At 67.3% G+C, this 19,522-nt stretch carries 21 protein-coding genes; 9 read left to right on the top strand and 12 right to left on the bottom strand.

The genetic code is table 11. From position 1 onward, the window contains the following. Complete coding sequence (locus ACZZZD_RS14495; RefSeq protein ID WP_463435893.1) at nt 1–678, bottom strand: flagellar basal body-associated FliL family protein; 678 nt, start codon at nt 676–678, stop codon at nt 1–3. Nucleotides 679–858: 180 nt separating this feature from the next. Here ACZZZD_RS14495 and flgF point away from each other — a divergent pair, with 180 nt between their 5' ends. The 7 genes from flgF (at nt 859) to ACZZZD_RS14460 (ending at nt 6,693) form a co-directional block, all read left to right on the top strand. Further along, nucleotides 859–1,599, top strand: coding sequence for a flagellar basal-body rod protein FlgF (gene flgF / locus ACZZZD_RS14490; protein ID WP_463435891.1), 741 nt, complete (start codon nt 859–861; stop codon nt 1,597–1,599). Nucleotides 1,600–1,613: 14 nt separating this feature from the next. Then, nucleotides 1,614–2,402 carry a flagellar basal-body rod protein FlgG gene (gene flgG / locus ACZZZD_RS14485; RefSeq protein ID WP_463435889.1) on the top strand — a complete coding sequence of 263 codons (789 nt, stop codon included), beginning with the start codon at nt 1,614–1,616 and terminating at the stop codon, nt 2,400–2,402. Between the two features lie 3 nt (nt 2,403–2,405). Continuing rightward, on the top strand, nt 2,406–3,023 hold the full coding sequence (locus ACZZZD_RS14480) for a flagella basal body P-ring formation protein FlgA (RefSeq protein WP_463435887.1): 618 nt from the start codon (nt 2,406–2,408) through the stop codon (nt 3,021–3,023). A 12-nt stretch (nt 3,024–3,035) separates the two neighbouring features. Next, entirely contained in the window at nt 3,036–3,758 is a 723-nt protein-coding gene (gene flgH, locus ACZZZD_RS14475; RefSeq protein WP_463435886.1) for a flagellar basal body L-ring protein FlgH, read from the top strand. Nucleotides 3,759–3,916: 158 nt separating this feature from the next. Continuing rightward, a complete protein-coding gene (locus ACZZZD_RS14470) occupies nt 3,917–4,345 on the top strand; it encodes a hypothetical protein (protein ID WP_463435884.1) in 429 nt (142 codons plus the stop codon). 7 nt (nt 4,346–4,352) lie between these two features. Next, nucleotides 4,353–4,856 (top strand): hypothetical protein, encoded by a 504-nt coding sequence (locus tag ACZZZD_RS14465; protein WP_463435883.1) that lies wholly within the window; start codon nt 4,353–4,355, stop codon nt 4,854–4,856. Between the two features lie 49 nt (nt 4,857–4,905). Beyond that, the gene (locus ACZZZD_RS14460; protein ID WP_463435882.1) at nt 4,906–6,693 is read left to right on the top strand and encodes a DUF885 domain-containing protein; all 1,788 of its coding nucleotides are present in this window, start codon (nt 4,906–4,908) and stop codon (nt 6,691–6,693) included. Between the two features lie 159 nt (nt 6,694–6,852). Here ACZZZD_RS14460 and ACZZZD_RS14455 read toward each other — a convergent pair whose 3' ends face one another. Genes ACZZZD_RS14455 through cysG form a run of 5 tightly spaced genes read right to left on the bottom strand, consistent with a single transcriptional unit; the run spans nt 6,853 to nt 12,274 of the window. Then, nucleotides 6,853–7,851 carry a cysteine synthase A gene (locus ACZZZD_RS14455; protein WP_463435880.1) on the bottom strand — a complete coding sequence of 333 codons (999 nt, stop codon included), beginning with the start codon at nt 7,849–7,851 and terminating at the stop codon, nt 6,853–6,855. Nucleotides 7,852–7,886: 35 nt separating this feature from the next. Continuing rightward, complete coding sequence (locus ACZZZD_RS14450; RefSeq protein ID WP_463435879.1) at nt 7,887–8,963, bottom strand: phosphoadenylyl-sulfate reductase; 1,077 nt, start codon at nt 8,961–8,963, stop codon at nt 7,887–7,889. After that, complete coding sequence (locus tag ACZZZD_RS14445; protein ID WP_463435878.1) at nt 8,950–10,617, bottom strand: nitrite/sulfite reductase; 1,668 nt, start codon at nt 10,615–10,617, stop codon at nt 8,950–8,952. The genes ACZZZD_RS14450 and ACZZZD_RS14445 overlap by 14 nt, the downstream gene beginning before the upstream one ends. Further along, nucleotides 10,617–10,892 (bottom strand): DUF2849 domain-containing protein, encoded by a 276-nt coding sequence (locus ACZZZD_RS14440; protein WP_463435876.1) that lies wholly within the window; start codon nt 10,890–10,892, stop codon nt 10,617–10,619. Before ACZZZD_RS14440 ends, ACZZZD_RS14445 begins: the two co-directional genes overlap by 1 nt. Then, nucleotides 10,889–12,274 carry a siroheme synthase CysG gene (cysG, locus tag ACZZZD_RS14435; protein ID WP_463435874.1) on the bottom strand — a complete coding sequence of 462 codons (1,386 nt, stop codon included), beginning with the start codon at nt 12,272–12,274 and terminating at the stop codon, nt 10,889–10,891. The genes ACZZZD_RS14440 and cysG overlap by 4 nt, the downstream gene beginning before the upstream one ends. Before the next feature lie 124 nt (nt 12,275–12,398). On the opposite strand from cysG, the gene gcvA reads away from it, so the two are divergent. Both gcvA and ACZZZD_RS14425 read left to right on the top strand, forming a co-directional pair. Next, on the top strand, nt 12,399–13,328 hold the full coding sequence (gcvA, locus tag ACZZZD_RS14430) for a transcriptional regulator GcvA (RefSeq protein WP_463436148.1): 930 nt from the start codon (nt 12,399–12,401) through the stop codon (nt 13,326–13,328). A 32-nt stretch (nt 13,329–13,360) separates the two neighbouring features. Next, a complete protein-coding gene (locus ACZZZD_RS14425) occupies nt 13,361–14,092 on the top strand; it encodes an NYN domain-containing protein (RefSeq protein WP_055754124.1) in 732 nt (243 codons plus the stop codon). Between the two features lie 5 nt (nt 14,093–14,097). Here the strand turns inward: ACZZZD_RS14425 and dxs are convergent, their stop codons facing one another. The 6 genes from dxs to ACZZZD_RS14395 form a co-directional block, all read right to left on the bottom strand. Next, nucleotides 14,098–16,008 (bottom strand): 1-deoxy-D-xylulose-5-phosphate synthase, encoded by a 1,911-nt coding sequence (dxs, locus tag ACZZZD_RS14420; RefSeq protein ID WP_463435870.1) that lies wholly within the window; start codon nt 16,006–16,008, stop codon nt 14,098–14,100. A 63-nt stretch (nt 16,009–16,071) separates the two neighbouring features. Next, the gene (locus ACZZZD_RS14415; protein WP_463435868.1) at nt 16,072–16,644 is read right to left on the bottom strand and encodes a demethoxyubiquinone hydroxylase family protein; all 573 of its coding nucleotides are present in this window, start codon (nt 16,642–16,644) and stop codon (nt 16,072–16,074) included. A gap of 4 nt (nt 16,645–16,648) precedes the next feature. Next, nucleotides 16,649–17,524, bottom strand: coding sequence for a polyprenyl synthetase family protein (locus ACZZZD_RS14410; RefSeq protein WP_463436146.1), 876 nt, complete (start codon nt 17,522–17,524; stop codon nt 16,649–16,651). A gap of 52 nt (nt 17,525–17,576) precedes the next feature. Further along, nucleotides 17,577–17,828: an exodeoxyribonuclease VII small subunit gene (locus ACZZZD_RS14405; RefSeq protein ID WP_008260204.1), complete on the bottom strand. Its 252-nt coding sequence runs from the start codon at nt 17,826–17,828 to the stop codon at nt 17,577–17,579. 48 nt (nt 17,829–17,876) lie between these two features. Continuing rightward, nucleotides 17,877–18,539, bottom strand: a complete 663-nt coding sequence (locus ACZZZD_RS14400; RefSeq protein ID WP_463435864.1) for a histidine phosphatase family protein — start codon at nt 18,537–18,539, stop codon at nt 17,877–17,879. Nucleotides 18,540–18,580: 41 nt separating this feature from the next. Then, nucleotides 18,581–19,501: a histone deacetylase family protein gene (locus tag ACZZZD_RS14395; protein WP_463435863.1), complete on the bottom strand. Its 921-nt coding sequence runs from the start codon at nt 19,499–19,501 to the stop codon at nt 18,581–18,583. Between the last annotated feature and the right edge of the window lie 21 nt (nt 19,502–19,522).

Below are 19,522 nucleotides of genomic sequence, written 5' to 3'. Positions count from 1 at the left end.
CTATTGCACCAGCATTTCTTCGATCAGCACGGCGTCGATCTTGCCCGGCGCAGCGATCAGATTGACGCGGCGCAGGATCTCGGCCCGCAGCTGATAGGTGCCGGCCGACCCGCTCAGATCCTCGGGACGCAGCTCGCGCACGAAGCCGGTGAACATGTCCTGCAGGCGCGGCATCTCTTCCTGCAGATGGGTCGCCACCTCGGCGTCCTGCATCTCCAGCGTCAGCTTCAGCTTCAGGAAGGTCGGACGACCGTCGGGCGACTGAATGTTCATGACCATGTCAGGCAGGGTGTAGAAGGTGACGCCGTCAGGCCCCGGCGCGATGACGCCCAGCGACGGGTCCGCCTCGCCGCCCTCGCCGCCGCCGCCGTGACCGCCGGCTTCTTTCTTTTCTTCCTTGCCGTGATCGGCCTTCTTGTCAGACTTCTCTTCGCCGTGACCCGCCTCGGCTTCGGCGCCGTGCGCTTCTGCGGGCTTGGGCTTCAGCATGAAGAAGGCGGCGGCCCCGCCTCCTCCCAGGACCAACAGCGCGACAGGCGCGATGATGAACAGCAGCGGCAGCTTCTTTTTCTTGGGTGCGGCGGCGTCGTCGCCTTCGATGGTGGCCTCGCCCTCCTTCACGGCAGGCAGATTGGCGTCCGCAGCGGGATCACCCTTCTTCTTGCCAAACTTGAACATGCGCGCGCCCCGGAGACTCTCTCATGACGAGGATCGTCGGGTTTGGTTAACGCGACGTTTACAATGGGCAGGATTTGCCGGGTCATCTGAGGCTAGATGCCGCTGAGACCCGCATTCCGCCTGGATTAACCCTGTTGGCACGGCCGTTGCGAGGGACGAGAGCGAAGGAGCACGCTTCTCGTGGAAAACGCCGCCTATATTGGACTGTCACGCCAGATGACGCTGCGCCGCGAACTGGACATCGTGGCCAACAACGTCGCCAACGCCAACACGACCGGCTTCAAGGTCGAGCAGTTGATGCTGGGGACCGAGATCGGCCAGCGCGCCCGCAACGACTCCATCCGTCCCTCGGCCAGCTTCGTGCTGGACAACGGCGTGGGCCGCGACTTCGGCCAGGGGTCGATGCAGCAGACCGGCCGCGACCTGGACTTCGCCATCTCCGGCGAAGGGGCCTTCTTCACCGTGCGCGACGGCGCGAACGGCGAGGCCTACACCCGCGACGGCGCCTTCACGATGGACCCGGAAGGCCGCCTGACCACCAAACAGGGTCAGGCCGTCCTGGGGGGCGGGGCCGAGATTGTCCTGGACCCCAACCTGGGTGCGCCCAGCGTCGGCGCCGACGGCACCATCACCCAGGAAGGCCAGGTCACCGGTCGTCTGTCGGTCGTTCGTTTCGAGACGCTGGGCGTGCTCGAGAAGGGCGGCGACAGCCTGTACCGCAACGGCTCCAACGCCCAGCCGATCGAGGCGGCCGACGCCCAGGTCCATCAGGGCGCTCTGGAATCCTCCAACGTCAATCCGTTGATCGAAATCACCAATCTCGTCGAAATCAGCCGCGCCTATGAGAGCATTTCGCGGTTGATCGAAAACACCAACGACCTCAGCCGTCGCGCCGTCGAGCGCCTCGGCAAGGCCGCTTAAGGGAGCCCCGAACCATGCGCGCACTTCGCACCGCCGCCTCGGGCATGTTGGCCCAGCAACTGAACGTGGAGGTCATCTCCAACAACATCGCCAACATGAACACGGTGGGCTTCAAGAAGCAGCGCGCCGAGTTCCAGGACCTGCTCTATCAGAACGTCGAACGCATGGGAGCCCAGTCCTCGGCGGCCGGAACCGTGGTCCCGACCGGCATCCAGATCGGCGCGGGCGTCAAGGCCGGCGCGGTTTACCGGGTCACCGAACAGGGCACGCCCCAGGCGACCGGCAACCCCTATGACATGGCCATCGACGGCAAGGGCTATTTCCAGATCACCCTGCCCTCGGGCGAGATCGGCTACACCCGCGCCGGCAACCTGCAGGTCAGTCCGGAAGGCCAGATCGTCACCGACGACGGCTATCTGCTGGAACCCGCCATCACCGTTCCGCAGGACACGACCAAGATCTCGATCTCCAAGACCGGCTTGGTTCAGGTGACGCAGGACGGGCAGACCGACCCCACCACGGTCGGGCAGATCGAACTGGCCAACTTCTTCAACGAAGCCGGCCTGGAAGCCATCGGCGACAACCTGTTGCTGGAAACCGCCGCCTCGGGCCCGGCCATCGTCGGCACGCCCGGTGACATCGGCTTCGGCCAGATCCTGCAATCCTACACCGAGGCGTCGAACGTGGACGCGGTGTCGGAGATCAGCTCGCTGATCGTGGCCCAGCGGGCCTACGAGATGAACTCCAAGGTCATCAGCACCGCCGACCAGATGCTGTCGGTCGCCTCGCAAGTGAAGAGCTGAGCCATGATGCTGATCCGCTCCCTCCTGCTCGTCGCCGCCGTCAGCGCCGTGTCCAGCGTCGCATTCGCCGGCCCCGTCGTCCTGCGCGCCAATCCCGTCGATGAAGACGGCCGGGTCACCCTGGGCGACCTGTTCGAAGGCGCGGGCGCCTCAGCCAATGTCGCCGTCGCCGAACGCGTCGGCCCTTCGGTCGTGCTGGAAGCCGGCCAGCTTCAGGCCCTGGCCCGCCAGGCCGGCCTCGACTGGAGCAATCCCAACGGTCTGCGCCGCGTCGCCGTGCGTCGCGCCGCCGGTCCGGTGCAAACGGCGTCGGACGCGGCGTTCCAGCCCTCATCTCAATCCGCCACGCAGCCGGTCGCTCGCGCCGCCTATCGCCCCGGCGCCGCGTCTCAGGTCATCGCCCGCAACGACATGGTGCGCGTCACCTATCAGGTCGGCGGCGTGAACCTGGCCGTCATGGGCAAGGCCATGCGCAGCGCCAGCCTGGGCGAGCCCGTCGCCATCATGAACACCACCTCCAACCGCGTCATCGATGCAGTCGCTTCCGGTCCCGGCCAGGCTATCGCCGGCCCCGGAGCCGACAGCGCCCGCGCCAATCCCCAACAGTTCGCCGCCCGCTAGGGAATCCTCGTCATGCGTAAAGCCATCCTGATCCTCGCCGTCCTGACGCCACTGGCCGCCTGCTCGACCGTCGCCGAGACGGTGCGTGGTCCCGAACTGGCCCCCATCGGCTATCCCGCCGCCCTGATCCCGGCGCAACAAGCCTATCTGCCGGCGCGCGAGACCGCGCCCGCCAGCGCCAACAGCCTGTGGCGCACCGGCGCCCGCACCTTCTTCGGCGACCAGCGCGCGCGTCACATCGGCGACATCCTGACGGTCAAGATCGACATCGACGACCGCGCGCAGACCCAGAACTCGACCCAGCGCTCGCGCTCCAACAACATCACCAGCGGCGTCTCCAACCTGTTCGGCCTGGAAAGCAGCCTGGGCCGCGCCTTCCCCGGCGGTTTCGATCCCTCCGCCATGATCGGCATGGAGGGCGACCTGAAATCGGCGGGCTCCGGCACGGTCAATCGCGCCGAAAAGGTATCGCTGACCATCGCCGCCGTCGTCACCGACGTGCTCGCCAACGGCAATCTGGTGATCCAGGGTCGGCAGGAAGTGCGCACCAACCGCGAGGTCCGCGAGCTGACCGTCGCCGGCATCGTGCGCCCCGAGGACATTTCCTCGGCCAACGCCATCAACCACACCCAGATCGCCGAGGCCCGCATCTCCTACGGCGGCCGCGGCGACGTCAGCCGCGTTCAGGCGCCGCCGGTGGGTCAGGCTCTTGTGGAGCGGTTCAGCCCGTTCTGACGGGCCAACCCACGGGGCGTGAACCGTTGACGGATAACCGCGTTCAGCCTGTACGAACGTGCAGGAGGCCTGCGGCTGTCTGATCTATTGCGGTTATGGCCCGGGCTGACGACATTGAGGGCGACGCGGCGATGCGCGTTGTCGGCGGGGGCTGACAAATGATGCTTATTCTTTCCGCCGTGATGGCGGTCGCCCTGCAGGCCGCGCCCACGGCCGGCTGGACCTGGAGCCTGTATGAGGGCGAGGGGCCGATGGTCCTGGCAAACGATATTCCCGACACCGCTGAGCTGCGCGCCACCCTGCAGTGCCAGCCAGCTTCGGGTACCGTCTCCGTCGCCGTCTATGGCGAGGATGCGACGGCCGGTTTCGCTCGCATCACCGCAGGCGGCATGACCGCCACCAGCGAGGCGCGCGTCGGGCGCGGCGGCAAGCTGGAGACCGCGATTCCGGTCGATCATCCCGCATTTTCTGCCTTCGTCGCCGACGGGCGCATGACGATCACCGTGGGCGACGACGCCGACACGATCACCGTCGAACGCCCCCACCTGGCCAAGCTTCGTCGCTTCGCCGACCGCTGCGCCGGATAGGAAGCCCATGCGTCTGTCTCGCCTGATCCTGACCCTGATCGCCCTGTCCGCCTTGGCGGCATGCGCCACCAACACGTCCCCTCCGGTCGCAAATCTGGAGGCGGCGGGTCCCGCCCCCGCCCCCATGCCCGGCTACGACTGGTTCCTGAACCGCGACGGGCAGGAGGCTATCCTGGCTTACGGCGTCGCCAATAGCGACGAGGTCAAACTGCACCTGCTCTGCCAGGCCGGCTCCGGCGCGCTGGAGTTGACGGCAGCCAGCGACAAGCCCAGCCGTGAAATCCATCTCGAATCCGGCGGCGACACCGAACGCTATCGCGCATCGTCCGAACCGGCGGGCGTCCATGACGGCGAACTTCTGACCGCCAGAGCCACGACCAAGGATCCAGTCTTCCAGCGTTTCCGCCGCCTGGGCTGGATCGCCTCCTGGTCGGACGAGGAACGCCATATCTACGCCGCCCATCCGGCCGCCAAGGCGGGAATCGAGCAGTTCTTCACCGTCTGCGGTTGACGCATCGATCCGGCTCGGCTTGCCTGCGCCCCCTAACTGGAGGGGCGTGATGAAGTTTTCCCATTTGGCCATCGCGGCCTTGCTCGCGAGCGCGTCGCCGCTGGTCGCCGTGGCCCAGACGCCGCCCGCCGCCGTTGCAGCGACGCCGGCGGACACGGCGCTGAACGCGCTGATCGTCGATTACGAGGCCTATCTGAAATCTGTCGATCCCTTTTCGGCTGGCGGCGAAGGCGATGTCGAGGCGATGGGGCGGGTGCCCGACCTGTCGCGCACGTTCGAAATGGCCCAGCGCGCGCCGCTGGAAGGCTTCGTGCGACGGCTGAACGCCATCGACCCGGCAAGTCTTTCCCACGCCGGCGGCATCAACCATGCCTTCCTGCTCTACACCCTGAACCGCAGCCTCGAAGGGCTGGATTACGACACCAGCCGCCTGGCGTTCGACGCCGAGGGCGGGCCCGGAACCTGGGCGCTGTATATCGGCGGCGGCACGCGCTTGAACTCCGTCGCGGAGGCCGAGGCCTATATTCGCCGCATCCGGGGCTTCGGGACCATCTACGCCCAGACGACCGACAATGCCCGACGCGGGCTGGACACTGGCCTGATCCAGGCGCGTTCGGTGACCGAAAGCGCCCTGACGCTGGCGCGCAACGACGTGGCGATCAAGCCCGATGCAGAGCCCCTGCTCAAACCCCTGACCACCCTGCCCTCGACCGTGTCACAAGCAGACAAGAACCGGCTGACGACGGCGACGACTGCGGCGGTGGCGGAGGCGATCGTGCCAGCCCGTCAAGCCTGGCTGACCTTCCTGCAGGATGACTATCTGCCGAAAGCGCCGGTAGAGCCAGGCATCGGCAATCGGCCAGGCGGCAAGGAACTTTACGCTTATCTGGTGCGCGGCCACACGACCACCGACCTGACGCCGGACCATATCCATCAGATCGGGCTGGACGAGGTCGCCCGCATTCGCGCCCGCATGGAAGTCGAGATGAAGGCGTCGGGCTGGACCGGTGATTTCGCCGGCTTCCTGAACTTCCTCCGCACCGATCCACAGTTCTATGCGACCAGCCGCGAAGGCTTGCTGCAACAGGCGTCGGAGATGGCCAAGCGCGCCGACGGCGGCCTGCCGCCTCTGTTCGCCACCCTGCCCCGCCTGACCTATGACGTGCAGCCGGTGCCGCCGCAGATCGAGGAAAACTACACCACCGGCCGCTATAACGGCGGCTCTATGCAGAACGGCGTCGCCGCCCATTACATCGTCAACACGTCCAAGCTGGACCAGCGCCCGCTGTACGAACTGCCCGCCTTGACGTTGCACGAGGCCGTGCCCGGCCACCACCTCCAGATCGCCTTACAGCAGGAGGCGCCCGGCCAACCCTATTTCCGCCGGCAGGCCAATGTCAGCGCCTATACCGAGGGCTGGGGGCTATACGCCGAGTATCTCGGCGAGGAGATGGGCTTCTACCGCACGCCCTATGAGCGGTTCGGCCGGTTGTCCTACGAGATGTGGCGCGCCTGTCGCCTGGTCGCCGACACCGGCCTGCATTGGATGGGCTGGACCGAGGAACAGGCCCGCGCCTGTTTCCGCGACAACTCGGCCCTGGCGCCGCACAACATCGAGACCGAGCTTCAGCGCTACATCGGCTGGCCGGGCCAGGCCACGGCCTACAAGATCGGCGAGATCCGCCTGCGCGAGATTCGGGCGCGCGCCGAGCGGGAGTTGGGTCCGAAGTTCAACGTCCGCACCTTCCACGACGCCCTGCTGGTCGAAGGCCCGCTGCCGCTGGCGCTGCTGGACCAGCGCATGGATGCGTGGATCGCGGATCAGAAGGCGAAGTAGCGGGACATCGTCTCCTCCCCGCTTTGCGGGGAGGTGGCTCGGAGCGAAGCGGAGAGACGGAGGGGTTCTTGGCCGCATCACCGGTTTCAGTGGGATTTCAAGAGCCCCTCCACCGCTTCGCGGTCCCCCTCCCCATTTCATGGGGAGGAGACGATGTTTTTACGCCCAGTCCGGAACCGGCAAACCCTTCGACCGCAGGAATTCCGGATTGAACAGCTTGGACGCATAACGCGACCCGGGATCGCACAGGCAGGTCACGATGGTCTTCCCCGGCCCGATTTCCTTGGCCAACCGCAAAACCCCGGCGACGTTGACCCCGGCCGAGCCGCCCAGTGACAGACCTTCGTGTTTCACCAGATCAAACAGGATCGGCAAGAACTCCGCATCCTCGATCCGGTAGGCGTGATCGGGCCGGAAGCCCTCCAGGTTGCCCGTGATCCGCGCCACCCCGATGCCCTCGGTGATCGACGAGCCCTCGCCCGTCATCTCACTCTTGTTGAACCAGTTGAACATGGCCGCGCCGGCCGGGTCGGCCAGGGCGATGGTCACGTCCGGGTTCTTCTCGCGCAGATAGGCAGAGACGCCTGAAATCGTGCCGCCTGACCCGACGGCCGAGACGAAGGCGTCGACCTTGCCGTCCGTCTGAGCCCAGATCTCCGGGCCGGTAGTCGTGTAGTGGGCGTCGCGGTTGGCGGTGTTGTCGAACTGGTTGGCCCAGATCGCCCCGGCCTCTTCGCCGTCGTTCAGCTCGGCCGCCAGACGCCCGGAATAATGGACGAAATGGTTGGGGCTTGAGAAGGGCGCGGCGTCCACCTCGACCAGGCGCGCGCCCAGCGACCGGATAGCCGACTTCTTCTCTTCCGACTGGGTGCGCGGAATGACGATCACCACTGGATGGCCCAAAGCCGCACCGACCAGGGCCAGGCCGATGCCGGTGTTGCCGGCCGTGCCCTCGACGATGGTCCCGCCAGGCTTCAGCGCGCCAGACGCCCGTGCGCCCTGGACGATCGACAGGGCGGCGCGGTCCTTGATCGAACCGCCGGGGTTCATGAACTCGGCCTTGCCCAGGATTTCGCACCCCGTCTGCTCGGACAGGCGGTTCAGGCGCACCAGCGGCGTATTGCCGATCAGGTCGATGACGGACTTGGTGACGGACACGTTTCAGCTTTCAGGCGAGGTCGAACGGGAGACGATCAGGCCGCGACCTGACGCCTGCCTAGGTGGATGCCGCACTCGACCTTGTCCATCCCCGACCAACGCCCGGCGCGCGTATCTTCGCCGTCCTGAACCGCGCGGGTGCACGGCCAGCAGCCGATGGAGCGATAGCCCTGCTCGACCAGCGGGTGACGCGGCAGGTCGTTCTCGTCCAGCCAGGCCTCGACGTCGTCGGCGTCCCAGTTCGCCAGCGGATTGATCCGCAGCACCCCGTCCAGCACCTCGAACGGTTTCAACTTGGCCCGCGTCGCGGCCTGATAGCGTTTGCGCCCGGTGATGACGGCATTGAACCCGGCCGTCGCCCGCGCCAGGGGCCGCACCTTCCGCAAGTCGCAGCAGGCGTCGGCGTTCGTCTTCCAAAGGTCGTCGCGGGCATCCAACGTCGCCTTCTCGCCCGCATCCGGCGTGACCAGCCGCACGTCGGTCAGGCCCAGGACCTTGGTCAGTTGGGTGCGATAGGACAGGGTCTGGAGGAAATGCTGGCCGGTCTCCAGGAAGACCACCGGCACGGTCTTGTTCTCGCTGGCGATGATGTCCAGCAAGGCGGCGGACTCGGCGCCGAAGGACGAGATGGCGCCGACCCGCAGACCCAGCGCCGGGTCCAGCGCCGCCTTCACGATCTCGGACGCGTCCTTGCCTGCCGTCTCGCGGTTCAGCCGATCGGCCAGCGCGTCCAGATCGCGATCGTTGGACGCCGCACGCCGCCGCTGCCAGATGGTCGGCGCGGGATCGACGGCGGGCTGATAGGATGCGCTGAACGCTTGGTCCATCCGGTCCCAGGCGGCGCCGTCCGCATCGTCCGCCAGCTCCACGGCATCGAAGCCCGAGCGGCGCAGGTGTCGCGACTGGTCGGGCAATACCTTGCCCGCCGCGATCAGACGCCCGGCATAGCCGCGCTCGCGCAGCACCGCCGCCAGCGAGAAGCCACGCCCGTCGCGGAAGGCGTCGAACTCCAGCACCAGCGTGTCTTCATTGGCGGCGGCCGCCTCGACCTCCGCCAACGGCGTGGTGACCGACAGGCGCAGCCCGTTCTGAATGCCTTCAAGCCGTTGCATCGAGCGTCTCGTATATGGCGTCACGGAAGGGGTCGGGACCGACACGGCGCACCGTGTCGATGAACCGCTCGCCCTCGGCGCGGATTTGTAGATAGCGATCCAGAGTCCGCTGGATCGCGGGCGCGACCTCGTCGGCAGGCAGGCTCTTGCCCACGATGTCGCCCAGCGCCGCCTGCTCGTCGGGCGAACCGCCGACGGTGATCTGGTAGTATTCCTCGCCCTTCCGATCGACGCCCAAGACGCCGATGTGGCCGACGTGGTGGTGGCCGCAGGCGTTGATGCAGCCGCTCATATTGATCCGGACTGGCCCCAGCCGTTCCTGATAGTCCATGTCCGCCAACCGCTTCGACAGGGCCTGGGCCACCGGGATCGACCGGGCGTTGGCCAGGCTGCAATAGTCCAGTCCCGGACAGGCGATGACGTCGGTCGCCAGATCGGCGTTGGCCGTCGCCAGCCCCGCCTCCAGCAGCGCCCGCCACAGCGCCGGCACGTCGTCCAGCTTTACATGCGGCAGGACCAGATTCTGCTCATAGGCGGCGCGCAGTTCATCGAAGGAATAGCGTTCGGCCAGGTCCGCCACCGCGTCCATCTGATCCGCTGTGATGTCGCCCGGCACGCCCCCGACCGGCTTCAGCGACACCACCACGGAGGCATAGCCCGCCTGCCGGTGACGGCGCACATTGTTGCGCGCGAACCGGGCGAAGTCGGGATCGGCCAACAGGGCGCGGTCGAACGGCGCGCTGGCCTTGCGCAGGTCCTCGAACGGCGGCGGGGCGAAATAGGCCTGGATTCGTGCGGCCTCGTCCTCGGGAATCCGCAGGTCTTCATGGCGCAGGGTGGCGTAGTGCTTGTCCACCTCCTCGCGGAAGGCTTCCAGCCCGACAGAGGCGACCAGGATCTTGATCCGCGCCTTGTGAATGTTGTCGCGTCGCCCCAGCAGGTTCCAGGCCCGCAGGATGGCGGTCAGATAGGCCAGCAGGTCCGCCGCAGGGATGGCCGGGGCGATCTCTTGGGCGATATGGGGAAGGCGCCCTTGGCCCCCGCCGACAAAGACGCGGAAGGCGGTCCCGCCGTCGGCGCCCTTCACGATCTGCAGCCCCACGTCATGGGTCCGGATCGCCGCCCGGTCCTTCTCGGCCCCGATCACCGCGATCTTGAACTTGCGCGGCAGGAAGCTGAATTCCGGGTGGATGGTCGACCATTGGCGGATGATCTCGCACCAGGGACGCGGGTCTTCGATCTCGTCGTCGGCGGCGCCGGCGAAGACGTCCGTCGTGGTGTTGCGGATGCAGTTGCCGCTGGTCTGGATGGCGTGCATCTCGACATCGGCCAGATCGCTCAGGATGGCCGGCAGGTCGGTCAGGGCCGGCCAGTTGTACTGGATGTTCGTGCGCGTGGTGAAGTGGCCGTAGCCCTTGTCATAGGTGCGCGCGATATGGCCCAGCCGCCGCATCTGGCGGCTGTTGAACGTCCCATAGGGAATGGCGACCCGCAGCATATAGGCGTGCAGTTGCAGATAGACGCCGTTCATCAGCCGCAGCGGCTTGAACTCGTCCTCGGTCAGGGCGCCGGACGCGCGGCGAGCGACCTGGTCGGAAAACTCCTCGACCCGTTCACGCACCAGGGCATGGTCGAACTCGTCATAGCGATACATCAGGCCACGCCTCCCGCGACGCTGTGGCCCACCGTCGGCCCGGCCGAACGGATGCGCTCCTTCAGCCGGTCACGGCCTGAGGGCGTATGGCCCTCCACCTCGACGGCATAGGGATTGACGAAGACATCAGGTCGTCCGGCGACCTCGGCCAGCACGATCTCGGCCGTGGCCTCGTCCAGCACCGAGGCCTGGTCGATGCGCTCGACCGGCTGGTTGTCGACGCCCGCATAGATGACGCGGCCGTCCGACAGGCGGTTTGCGGTCACGATCTTCACGCCGCGAACTCCGCCCGAACGTCCAGTTGGGCCGCCGAGAAGGCCGCCGTCTCGCCAACGAACAGCAAGGCCGGTCCCGTCAGATTGGCCCCGCGCACCAGAACGCCCAGCCCGTCCAGTCGTCCGGTCAGAACCCGCTCGTCCGGTCGGCTGCCGTTCTCGACGATGGCGACGGGGGTCGAGCCCAGACGCCCGGCCGCGATCAGCTTGGTCGCAGTCTCCTCGGCGCGATCCGACCCCATGTAGATGGCCAGGGTGTGGTTCGGCCCGGCCAGCCGCGACCAGTCGGCATCCACGCCGCCCGGCTTGGCCTGGGCCGTCACGAAGGTCACCGCCTGGGCGTGGTCGCGATGGGTCAGGGGAATGCCTGCCGAGGCCGCGCAAGCCAGGGCCGCCGTCACGCCGGGCACGACGAAGACCGGCACGCCGGCCGCCCGCATGGCGTCCAGCTCCTCGCCGCCACGACCGAAGACGAAGGGGTCGCCGCCCTTCAGCCGCACGACCCGATGACCGGCGCGGGCTTCTTCGATCATCAGAGCCTCGATCTGATCCTGCGGCACCGAATGTTCGCCGCGCGCCTTGCCGACATACAGCCGCTTGGCGTCGCGGCGCGCCCGCTCCAGCACCGCCTCGGGCACCAGACGGTCGTGGATGATGACGTCGGCGTCCTGCAACACCCTCAACGCCTTCAGCGTCAGCAGTTCAGGATCGCCCGGCCCGGCGCCGACAATATGGACCACGCCCTGTTCCGGCGCTGCCGAGTTCAGCAGGCGCAGCATCTCGCGCCGCGCCTCGGCCGTCCGACCTTCGGCCGCCAGCGTCACGGCCGGCCCCCGAAAGGCCCTTTCCCAAAACCGGCGGCGCGCCATGAAGTCCGGCACGCTGGCCTTGACCGTGTCGCGCAGCTCGCGCGCCAACCGCGCCACATTGGCCAGGCCGGCCGGCAGCACGCCCTCGATCGCCGTGCGGATGTCGCGCGCCAGGATGGGCGCCGATCCACCGGTCGCCACGCCGATCACGACCTCGTCGCGGTCGATCAGGGCCGGGGTCTGGAAGTCGCTCAGATGCGGCTTGTCTACGACATTGACCTGAGCCCCCGCCGCCCGCGCCAAGGCGCTCAGCCGCGCCAGTTCGTCCGCATCGTCCAGCGCCATGAAGACCAGTCGCGCGCCTGCCAGGTCGCCAGCCTCTGGCGTGCGCAGCACCGGTTCGGGCGCCGTCAACGGCGTCTCGATCTTGGGGGGCGCGCCGTCGGGGGCGAACCACACCACCTCCGCCGGCGTGTTCAGGAACAGTCGCAGCTTCGCCAGAGCGGGCTCGCCGCCGCCGATGATCACGACCTTTACGGCCTCCAGCGGGATGGAGGCGAGGAATACACGCATCGTCTTGCTTTCAGGGCCGTCGTGAGAGGAAAGAGGGACGACGGCAGGGCGCGAACCTTCGTCTTCCCCGTCCAGAGCCGCAAACCAGATTGCCTTTGTCTCGCTGATAGGATTTCTATCCGTGATGGTCCGATCCCTGCTCCCACTCAACGCCCTGCGCGCCTTCGAGGCTGCTGCCCGGCATCTGAACTTCTCGCGCGCCGCCGACGAATTGTCGGTGACGCCCGGCGCGGTCAGCCAGCAGATCCGCCTGCTGGAAGACATCGTCGGCGGCCCCTTGTTCGTGCGCGAGGCGCGCGGGCTTCAGTTGACCGACCTTGGCCGCTCGTCCGTGCCGCTGTTGCGTGAGGGGTTCGAACGGCTGATGGACGCCTCGGCCCTGTTGCGAGAGCCGCCGCGTCGCAAACAGGTGTCGATCAGCGTGGCGCCCGGCTTCGCCTCCAAATGGCTGATGCCGCGCATGGACGACTTCCACACCGCGCATCCCGAGATCGAGCTGTGGATCTCGGCCGACATGGAGCCGGCGGACCTGACTGAGGGCAAGGTGGACCTGGCCGTCCGATACGGTCCGGGCGACTATCCCGGCCTGACGGTCGATCGGCTGATGACGGAAACGGTGCTGCCCGTCTGCGCGCCGTCGTTGATGGACGGCGACAAGCCGATCCGGAAACCCGCCGACCTGATCGGCCACACCCTGTTGCACGACATGTCCAACGACGGCGATCCCAGCCGGCCGGACTGGGCCATGTGGCTGAAAGCGCGGGGCGTGCGTCACCCCGATCCGCGTCGGGGTTCGCGGTTCAACCAGTCGGGCCTGCTGATCGAGGCCGCCATATCGGGACGCGGCGTGGCCCTGGCCAAACGCACCTTGGCCCAGGCGGACCTGGCGTCGGGGCGGCTGGTAGCGCCCTTCCCGGACGGCTCGGAAGCGGTCGGCTTCGCCTATTACGTCGTCCAGCCCCGCGACCGCCCGCCGTCGCCCAGCGCGACCGCCTTCGTCGGCTGGTTGAAGAAACAGGCCGTGGATCACGACAATACGATGGGTCAGCTGTAGGCTCAGGCCTCATATTGAAAAGGACATCCGCCATGGCTGACGACAAGGCCCCTCGCCTCGCGGTCCTGATCGACGCGGAGAACGCCTCCGCCCGGATCGCAGAGGCGCTGTTCAGCGAGATCGCCACCTTGGGCGAGGCCTCGGCGCGGCGCATCTACGGCGATTTCGCCAGCCCGCAGATCGCTGGCTGGACGCGGGTCCTGGCCCGTTTCGCCATCCAGCCTCAGCAGAATTTCGCCAACACCAAGGGCAAGAACTCCGGCGACATCGCCCTGGTCATCGACGCGATGGACCTGCTGCATTCGGGGCGGTTCGACGGCTTCTGCCTGGTGTCGTCCGACGCCGATTTCACCCGCCTGGCGGCGCGCATCCGCGAGGAAGGCGTCGATGTCTATGGTTTCGGCGAGCAGAAGACGCCCGAAAGCTTCCGCCAGGCCTGCACCCGCTTCATCTATACCGAGAACCTGATCGCGCCGGTTCCGGTCGATGCGGGCGCCAAGTCGCCGGTCGCCGAAGCGCCGGCGACCAAGCGCAAGCCGTCCGAGGCGGCGCGTCTGATCGCGGCCATCATCGCCGATATGGACGAGGACGGCGACGGCTGGGTGGCGGTGGGCGGCATCGGCAATCGGCTGCGCAACGCCCACCCCGACTTCGACCAGCGCACCTATGGCTACGCCAAACTGTCGGACCTGATCCGCGCAACCGGCCGGTTCGAGGTGGAGACCGGCGAGCGCGGCGCGATGCGGATTCGCGACCGCGCCTGACGAAGTTACGCGCGGGCGGCCTGACTGGCGGACGCGCCCAGGGCCTGAAGCGCGGCGGCGGCGATGTGTTCGGCGTTCAGGCCGGCCTGGGCATACATGGCCATCGGCGCATCCTGATCCTGGAAGACATCCGGCAGGTTCAGGGTGCGTATCTTCAGCCCGCCATCCAGCGCGCCCTTTTCGGCCAGCAGTTGCAGCACGAAGGCGCCGAAGCCGCCCATGGCGCCTTCTTCGACCGTGATCAGGGCCTCGTGCTCACGTGCCAGGCGCAGGATCAGGTCGGCGTCCAGCGGCTTGGCGAACCGGGCGTCCGCCACCGTCGCCGACACGCCCTTGGCCGCCAGCACGTCCGCCGCCTTTAGCGATTCCTGCAGGCGTGTGCCCAAGGACAGGATGGCGACCGACGTGCCCTCGCGCACGATGCGACCCTTGCCGATTTCCAGCGGGGCGGCCAGTTCGGGAATCTCAACGCCCACGCCATCGCCGCGCGGATAGCGGAAAGCGCTGGGCCGGTCGTCGATGGCCAGCGAGGTCGAGATCATCGCCGCCAGCTCCGCCTCGTCGGCGGCGGCCATCAGCACCATGCCGGGCAGCGCTCCCATGAAGCCGATGTCGAACGATCCGGCGTGGGTCGCCCCATCCGACCCGACCAGACCCGCGCGGTCCATGGCGAACCGCACCGGCAGCGACTGGATCGCCACATCGTGCACGACCTGGTCGTACCCGCGTTGCAGGAAGGTGGAATAGATGGCGCAGACCGGTTTCATCCCGTCCGCCGCCAGCCCGGCCGCGAACGTCACCGCATGCTGTTCGGCGATGCCGACGTCATAGGTGCGCTCGGGGAAGGCCTGTCCGAACAGGTCCAGCCCCGTACCGGACGGCATGGCCGCCGTGATCGCCACGATCGACGGATCGACCTTGGCGTGTTTAATCAGCTCGGTCCCGAACACCTTGGTGTAGCTGGGCGTGTTGGAGATGGCCTTGGCCTGTTTGCCTGATACCACGTCGAACTTGACCACGGCGTGCAGCTTGTCGGCGCTGCTTTCGGCGGGGACATAGCCCTTGCCCTTCTGCGTCACGACGTGGACCAGAACCGGCCGGTCCTCGATGGCGGCTGCCTTCTTCAGGATCGGCACCAGATTGTCCATGTCGTGGCCGTCGATGGGGCCGACGTAATAGAAGCCCAGCTCCTCGAAGAAGGTGCCGCCGGTGACCATGCCGCGCGCATATTCCTCGGCCTTCTTGGCCGCCTTGCGGAACGGGCGCGGCAGATGCTGGGCGACGGATTTCCCCAGTCGGCGCACGTTCTGATAGGCCCCGCCCGACACCAGACCGGCCAGATAGGCGCTCATCCCGCCCACCGGCGGCGCGATGGACATGTCGTTGTCGTTCAGGATGACCATTAACTGGCCGCTGGTCGCCTCGGCGGCGTTGTTCATCGCCTCATAGGCCATGCCGGCGGACATGGAGCCGTCGCCGATCACCGCCACGACGCGGTTCTTCTCGCCCTTCTGATCGCGCGCGGCGGCGAAGCCCAGGGCGGCGCTGATCGAGGTCGAGGCGTGGGCGGCGCCGAAGGGGTCGTATTCGCTCTCGCTGCGCTTGGTGAAGCCCGAGAGGCCGCCGCCCTGGCGCAGGGTGCGGATGCGGTCGCGTCGCCCCGTCAGGATTTTGTGCGGATAGCACTGGTGACCGACGTCCCAGATCAGGATGTCCTTGGGCGTCTCGAACACATGGTGCAGCGCCGTGGTCAGCTCGACCACGCCCAGGCCCGCGCCCAGATGGCCGCCCGTAACGGACACCGCATCGATCGTCTCGGCGCGCACTTCCTGCGCCAGCTGTTTCAGCTGGGCGATATCGAAGGCCCGAGTGTCGGCCGGGAAGTTGACGGTGTCGAGAAGCGGGGTGTCGGGCATCTGGGATATCTAATCCGGGACGACTGCTTAGGCGAGCGTCCATGTTGTCGTAGGGGTCTTCTTTCAATCCCCGAAAGGCTGTTTCGGTCCCGAAAGTTGGACGGCCAATCTTGCGGAATCCCCCCTTGTGGAAATCCAGATCAAACCGTCCGTGGCCGTCGCAATCAATTTGTCGAGCCACAGAAAGCCCGCGCGACGCCGCGCTCTGACAGCGAAATCGAGGTGTTCGAGTTCTTCGAACTGAATATCGCGAATTACTTTCGCAAGCACCGGATCATGCGTCGTCGCCCATGCGATCTGCTCGTCCAAATGCTTATGCACAGTCCTCTCGACGGCTTCCGTGCAAGCCAGAATCGCCTCGCGTCCTAACAATGCCGACGCCAGTCCAAGGATTCCGCCCCCGACCGTCCATATCCACATCATGCGGCAGGGCTTGGCTTGTCGCGCGGGCATCAACGCGCGGAAGCGCATTTGGTGGGTCAATTCGTGCGACAGCGCCTCACTAAGAAATGTCGTCAGATCAGGAGCCCGCCACTTCGCGACGCCAATCTGTGCGCGATAGATGAGGATCGCACCCGACTCACCGCCATGGTTCACACGCAGAATACGGGCCGAAATGGTCGCATTCCAAGCCAAGGCTTCAGGACCGGCGCTTTAGCACAAAGTCCACGCTGGCTTTGAGGATTTCGGCGTCCTCGCCGAACGGCTCCAAGTGCGACCGGGCCTGGTTGGCGAGATGCGCGACCCTGTGTCGCGCTGCTTCCAGACCCAGCAGGGTGACGAAGTTGGTCTTGCCCAGGGCCGCGTCCTTGCCGCCCGCCGCCTTGCCCATCTCCTCGGCCGAGCCTTCGGCGTCCAGCAGGTCGTCGACGATCTGGTAGGCCAGGCCGACATCGTGGGCGAAGCTGATCAGGGCATGCTGCTGCGACATCGAGGCGTCGGCGATGATCAGGGGGATTTCGAACGCATAGGCGAACAGGGCGCCCGTCTTCAGCCGCTGCATCCGCGCGACGCCGCCCAGGTCGTCGCGCACGCCCAGCAGATCGATCATCTGACCGCCCGCCATGCCCCTTGCGCCAGACGCCAGCGACAGCCGCGCCGCCAGTTCGCAGCGCACGGCCGCATCGTCGTGGGTGTCCTCGTGCAGGATGATGTCGAAGGCGGCGGTCTGAAGCGCGTCGCCCGCCAGCACGGCCGTCGCCTCGTCATAGGCGCGGTGGACGGTGGGACGACCCCGGCGCATGTCGTCGTCGTCCATGCACGGCAGGTCGTCGTGAACCAGGCTGTAGGCGTGGACGCATTCCAGGGCGCAGGCGGCGCGCAGCACCGACCGCTCGTCGATGTCGAACAGGCGCGCGGCCTCCAGCGCAAAGAACGGCCGCAACCGCTTGCCGGGGCCAAGCGCCGCATAACGCATCGCCTCGGTCAGGCGCGATTCCGGGCCTTCGGCGCGCGGCAGCAGTTCATCCAGAGCGACCGTGACCAGATCGGCGACCTCGGCCACGCGATCGATCACCGCCTGCTCGGGCGAGTTAGCGGCGATGACGCGGTTCAAGACGACCGACCGTTCATTCGAACGACGCCGCCTCGACACCCTTGGCCTGGCCGTCGGGGCCGACGACGATCTTCTCGACACGCAGTTGCGCCGCCTTCAGGCGCGCCTCGCAATGGGCCTTCAGCTTGGCGCCCTCTTCGTACAGGGCGATGGATTCTTCCAGCGGCGCCTGGCCGGACTCCAGGCGGGACACGATGGTCTCCAGACGCTGCAGGGCGTCTTCGAAGCTGAGATCGGCGGGGATGGCGGCGGCGGTGTCGGTCATGGGGCGGACCCTAAAGGCCCGCACGGGCCGCATCAACGGCGGATGCGGCTATCGTTTTTCGTAACGCCGCTGCGACCAGTATTTGAAACCCTGGTTCTGGACCAATTTCCAGCCGTCCGCCTTCAGCGCACGACCGACCATATGGTTGAAATAGCCGTGGGCGAAGACCAGCACATCCTGGCCGCTCTCGGCCCGCGCGATCAACTTCTGCGCCGCCTGATCGGCCCGCGCCTCGGCCTGGGCGCGGGTTTCCTGGCCATCGTGATGGTCGAAGGCGTGCCACCAGAAACGCGACACCACGCCCCACCATTTGGGCGACAGCTTGATCCATTCAGGAATGGGCGGCGGCGGCAGAGGCGCCTCGATGAACATGACGTCGGCCATGACTTCGCGCCCGGCGGCGACCGCTGCGGCGGTTTCCTGGGCGCGCTGGCGCGTGGAGGCGTAGATGGCGCCGGCCCCTTGCGCAGCGGCGACCAGTTCCGGCGGCGGCGTCTGACCGCCCAGAAGGCCACCTATCTCGTATTTCGCCCACCACTCGCCGTACTGGCGCGCCGTGATCATGCATTTACGCGACAGCGCCGGCTCGCCGTGGCGCGTCAGGATGATGGCGCCGGGACGCAGGGCCACGAGCGCGCCGACGGATGCCGCGGCATCAGGCGGGGACACGGACGGTTCGGTCGAATCGAGGGACAGGGCGGGGGCTGACATGACAAACGGACGGGCCTTTGGTTTCAAGGCGTTATGCGTCCTCAGTCCTCCCCGAGCGCGGCGACGTGGGCGACCGCAGAGCGGCCTAGTCCTTCAAGGTCGTAACCGCCCTCAAGCGCCGACACAACCTTGCCCGAACACGTCCGACGCGCGACCTCCAGAATTGCGCGTGTCGCCCAAGCGAAATCCTCGGCCTCCAGCGACTGATGCGCCAGCGGATCGCGCCTGTGGGCGTCGAAACCGGCCGAGATCAGGATCAGGTCGGGCCGGAACGATTCCAGCGCCGGCATCAGCCCGCCGGCGAAGGTTGCACGCCAGTTTTCCCGCGCCGCATGGGGCGCCACCGGGGCGTTGACGATATTGCCCACGCCCGTTTCAGACGCCGCGCCCGTGCCGGGATAGAGCGGCATCTGGTGGATGGAGGCCAGGAACAGGCTGTCGTCGTCTTCGAACGCCGCCTGGGTGCCGTTGCCGTGGTGGACGTCGAAATCCACCACCGCCACGCGCGCCGTCCCTTCGGATTGAGCCACGCGCGCCGCGACGGCGACGGAGGAGAACAGGCAGAACCCCATGGCCCGATCCGGCTCGGCATGGTGGCCCGGCGGGCGCACGGCGGCGAAGGCGCGGTTCATCTCGCCCCGCACTACGGCCCGCACCGCGTCGATCGCCGCTCCCGCCGCCAGCCGCGCGGCCGGCACGCTGCCCGGCGACAGGACGGTGTCGGCGTCAAGCTGGATCATCCCCTCGACCGGCGACGCCTCCAGCAGGCGCGCGACATAGGCGGCCGGATGCACCCGCTCCAGATCCGCGACCTCGGCCGTGGTCGCGGCGCGTCGGTCGTTGGCGAGCCCGGCGTCAGCCAACGCCTCCAGCACCGCCTTCAGCCGCTCGGGACTCTCGGGATGGCCCGCGCCCGGCGTGTGGGACAGCATCGACGGGTGGGTGAAGATCGGCACGGACATTGGAACGACGATACGCCTGCC

The sequence above is a fragment of the Brevundimonas sp. AC546 genome, from assembly GCF_979258305.1.
Note: the sequence above shows the minus strand (reverse complement) of the source record. Positions and strands in the feature narration are given on the sequence as shown.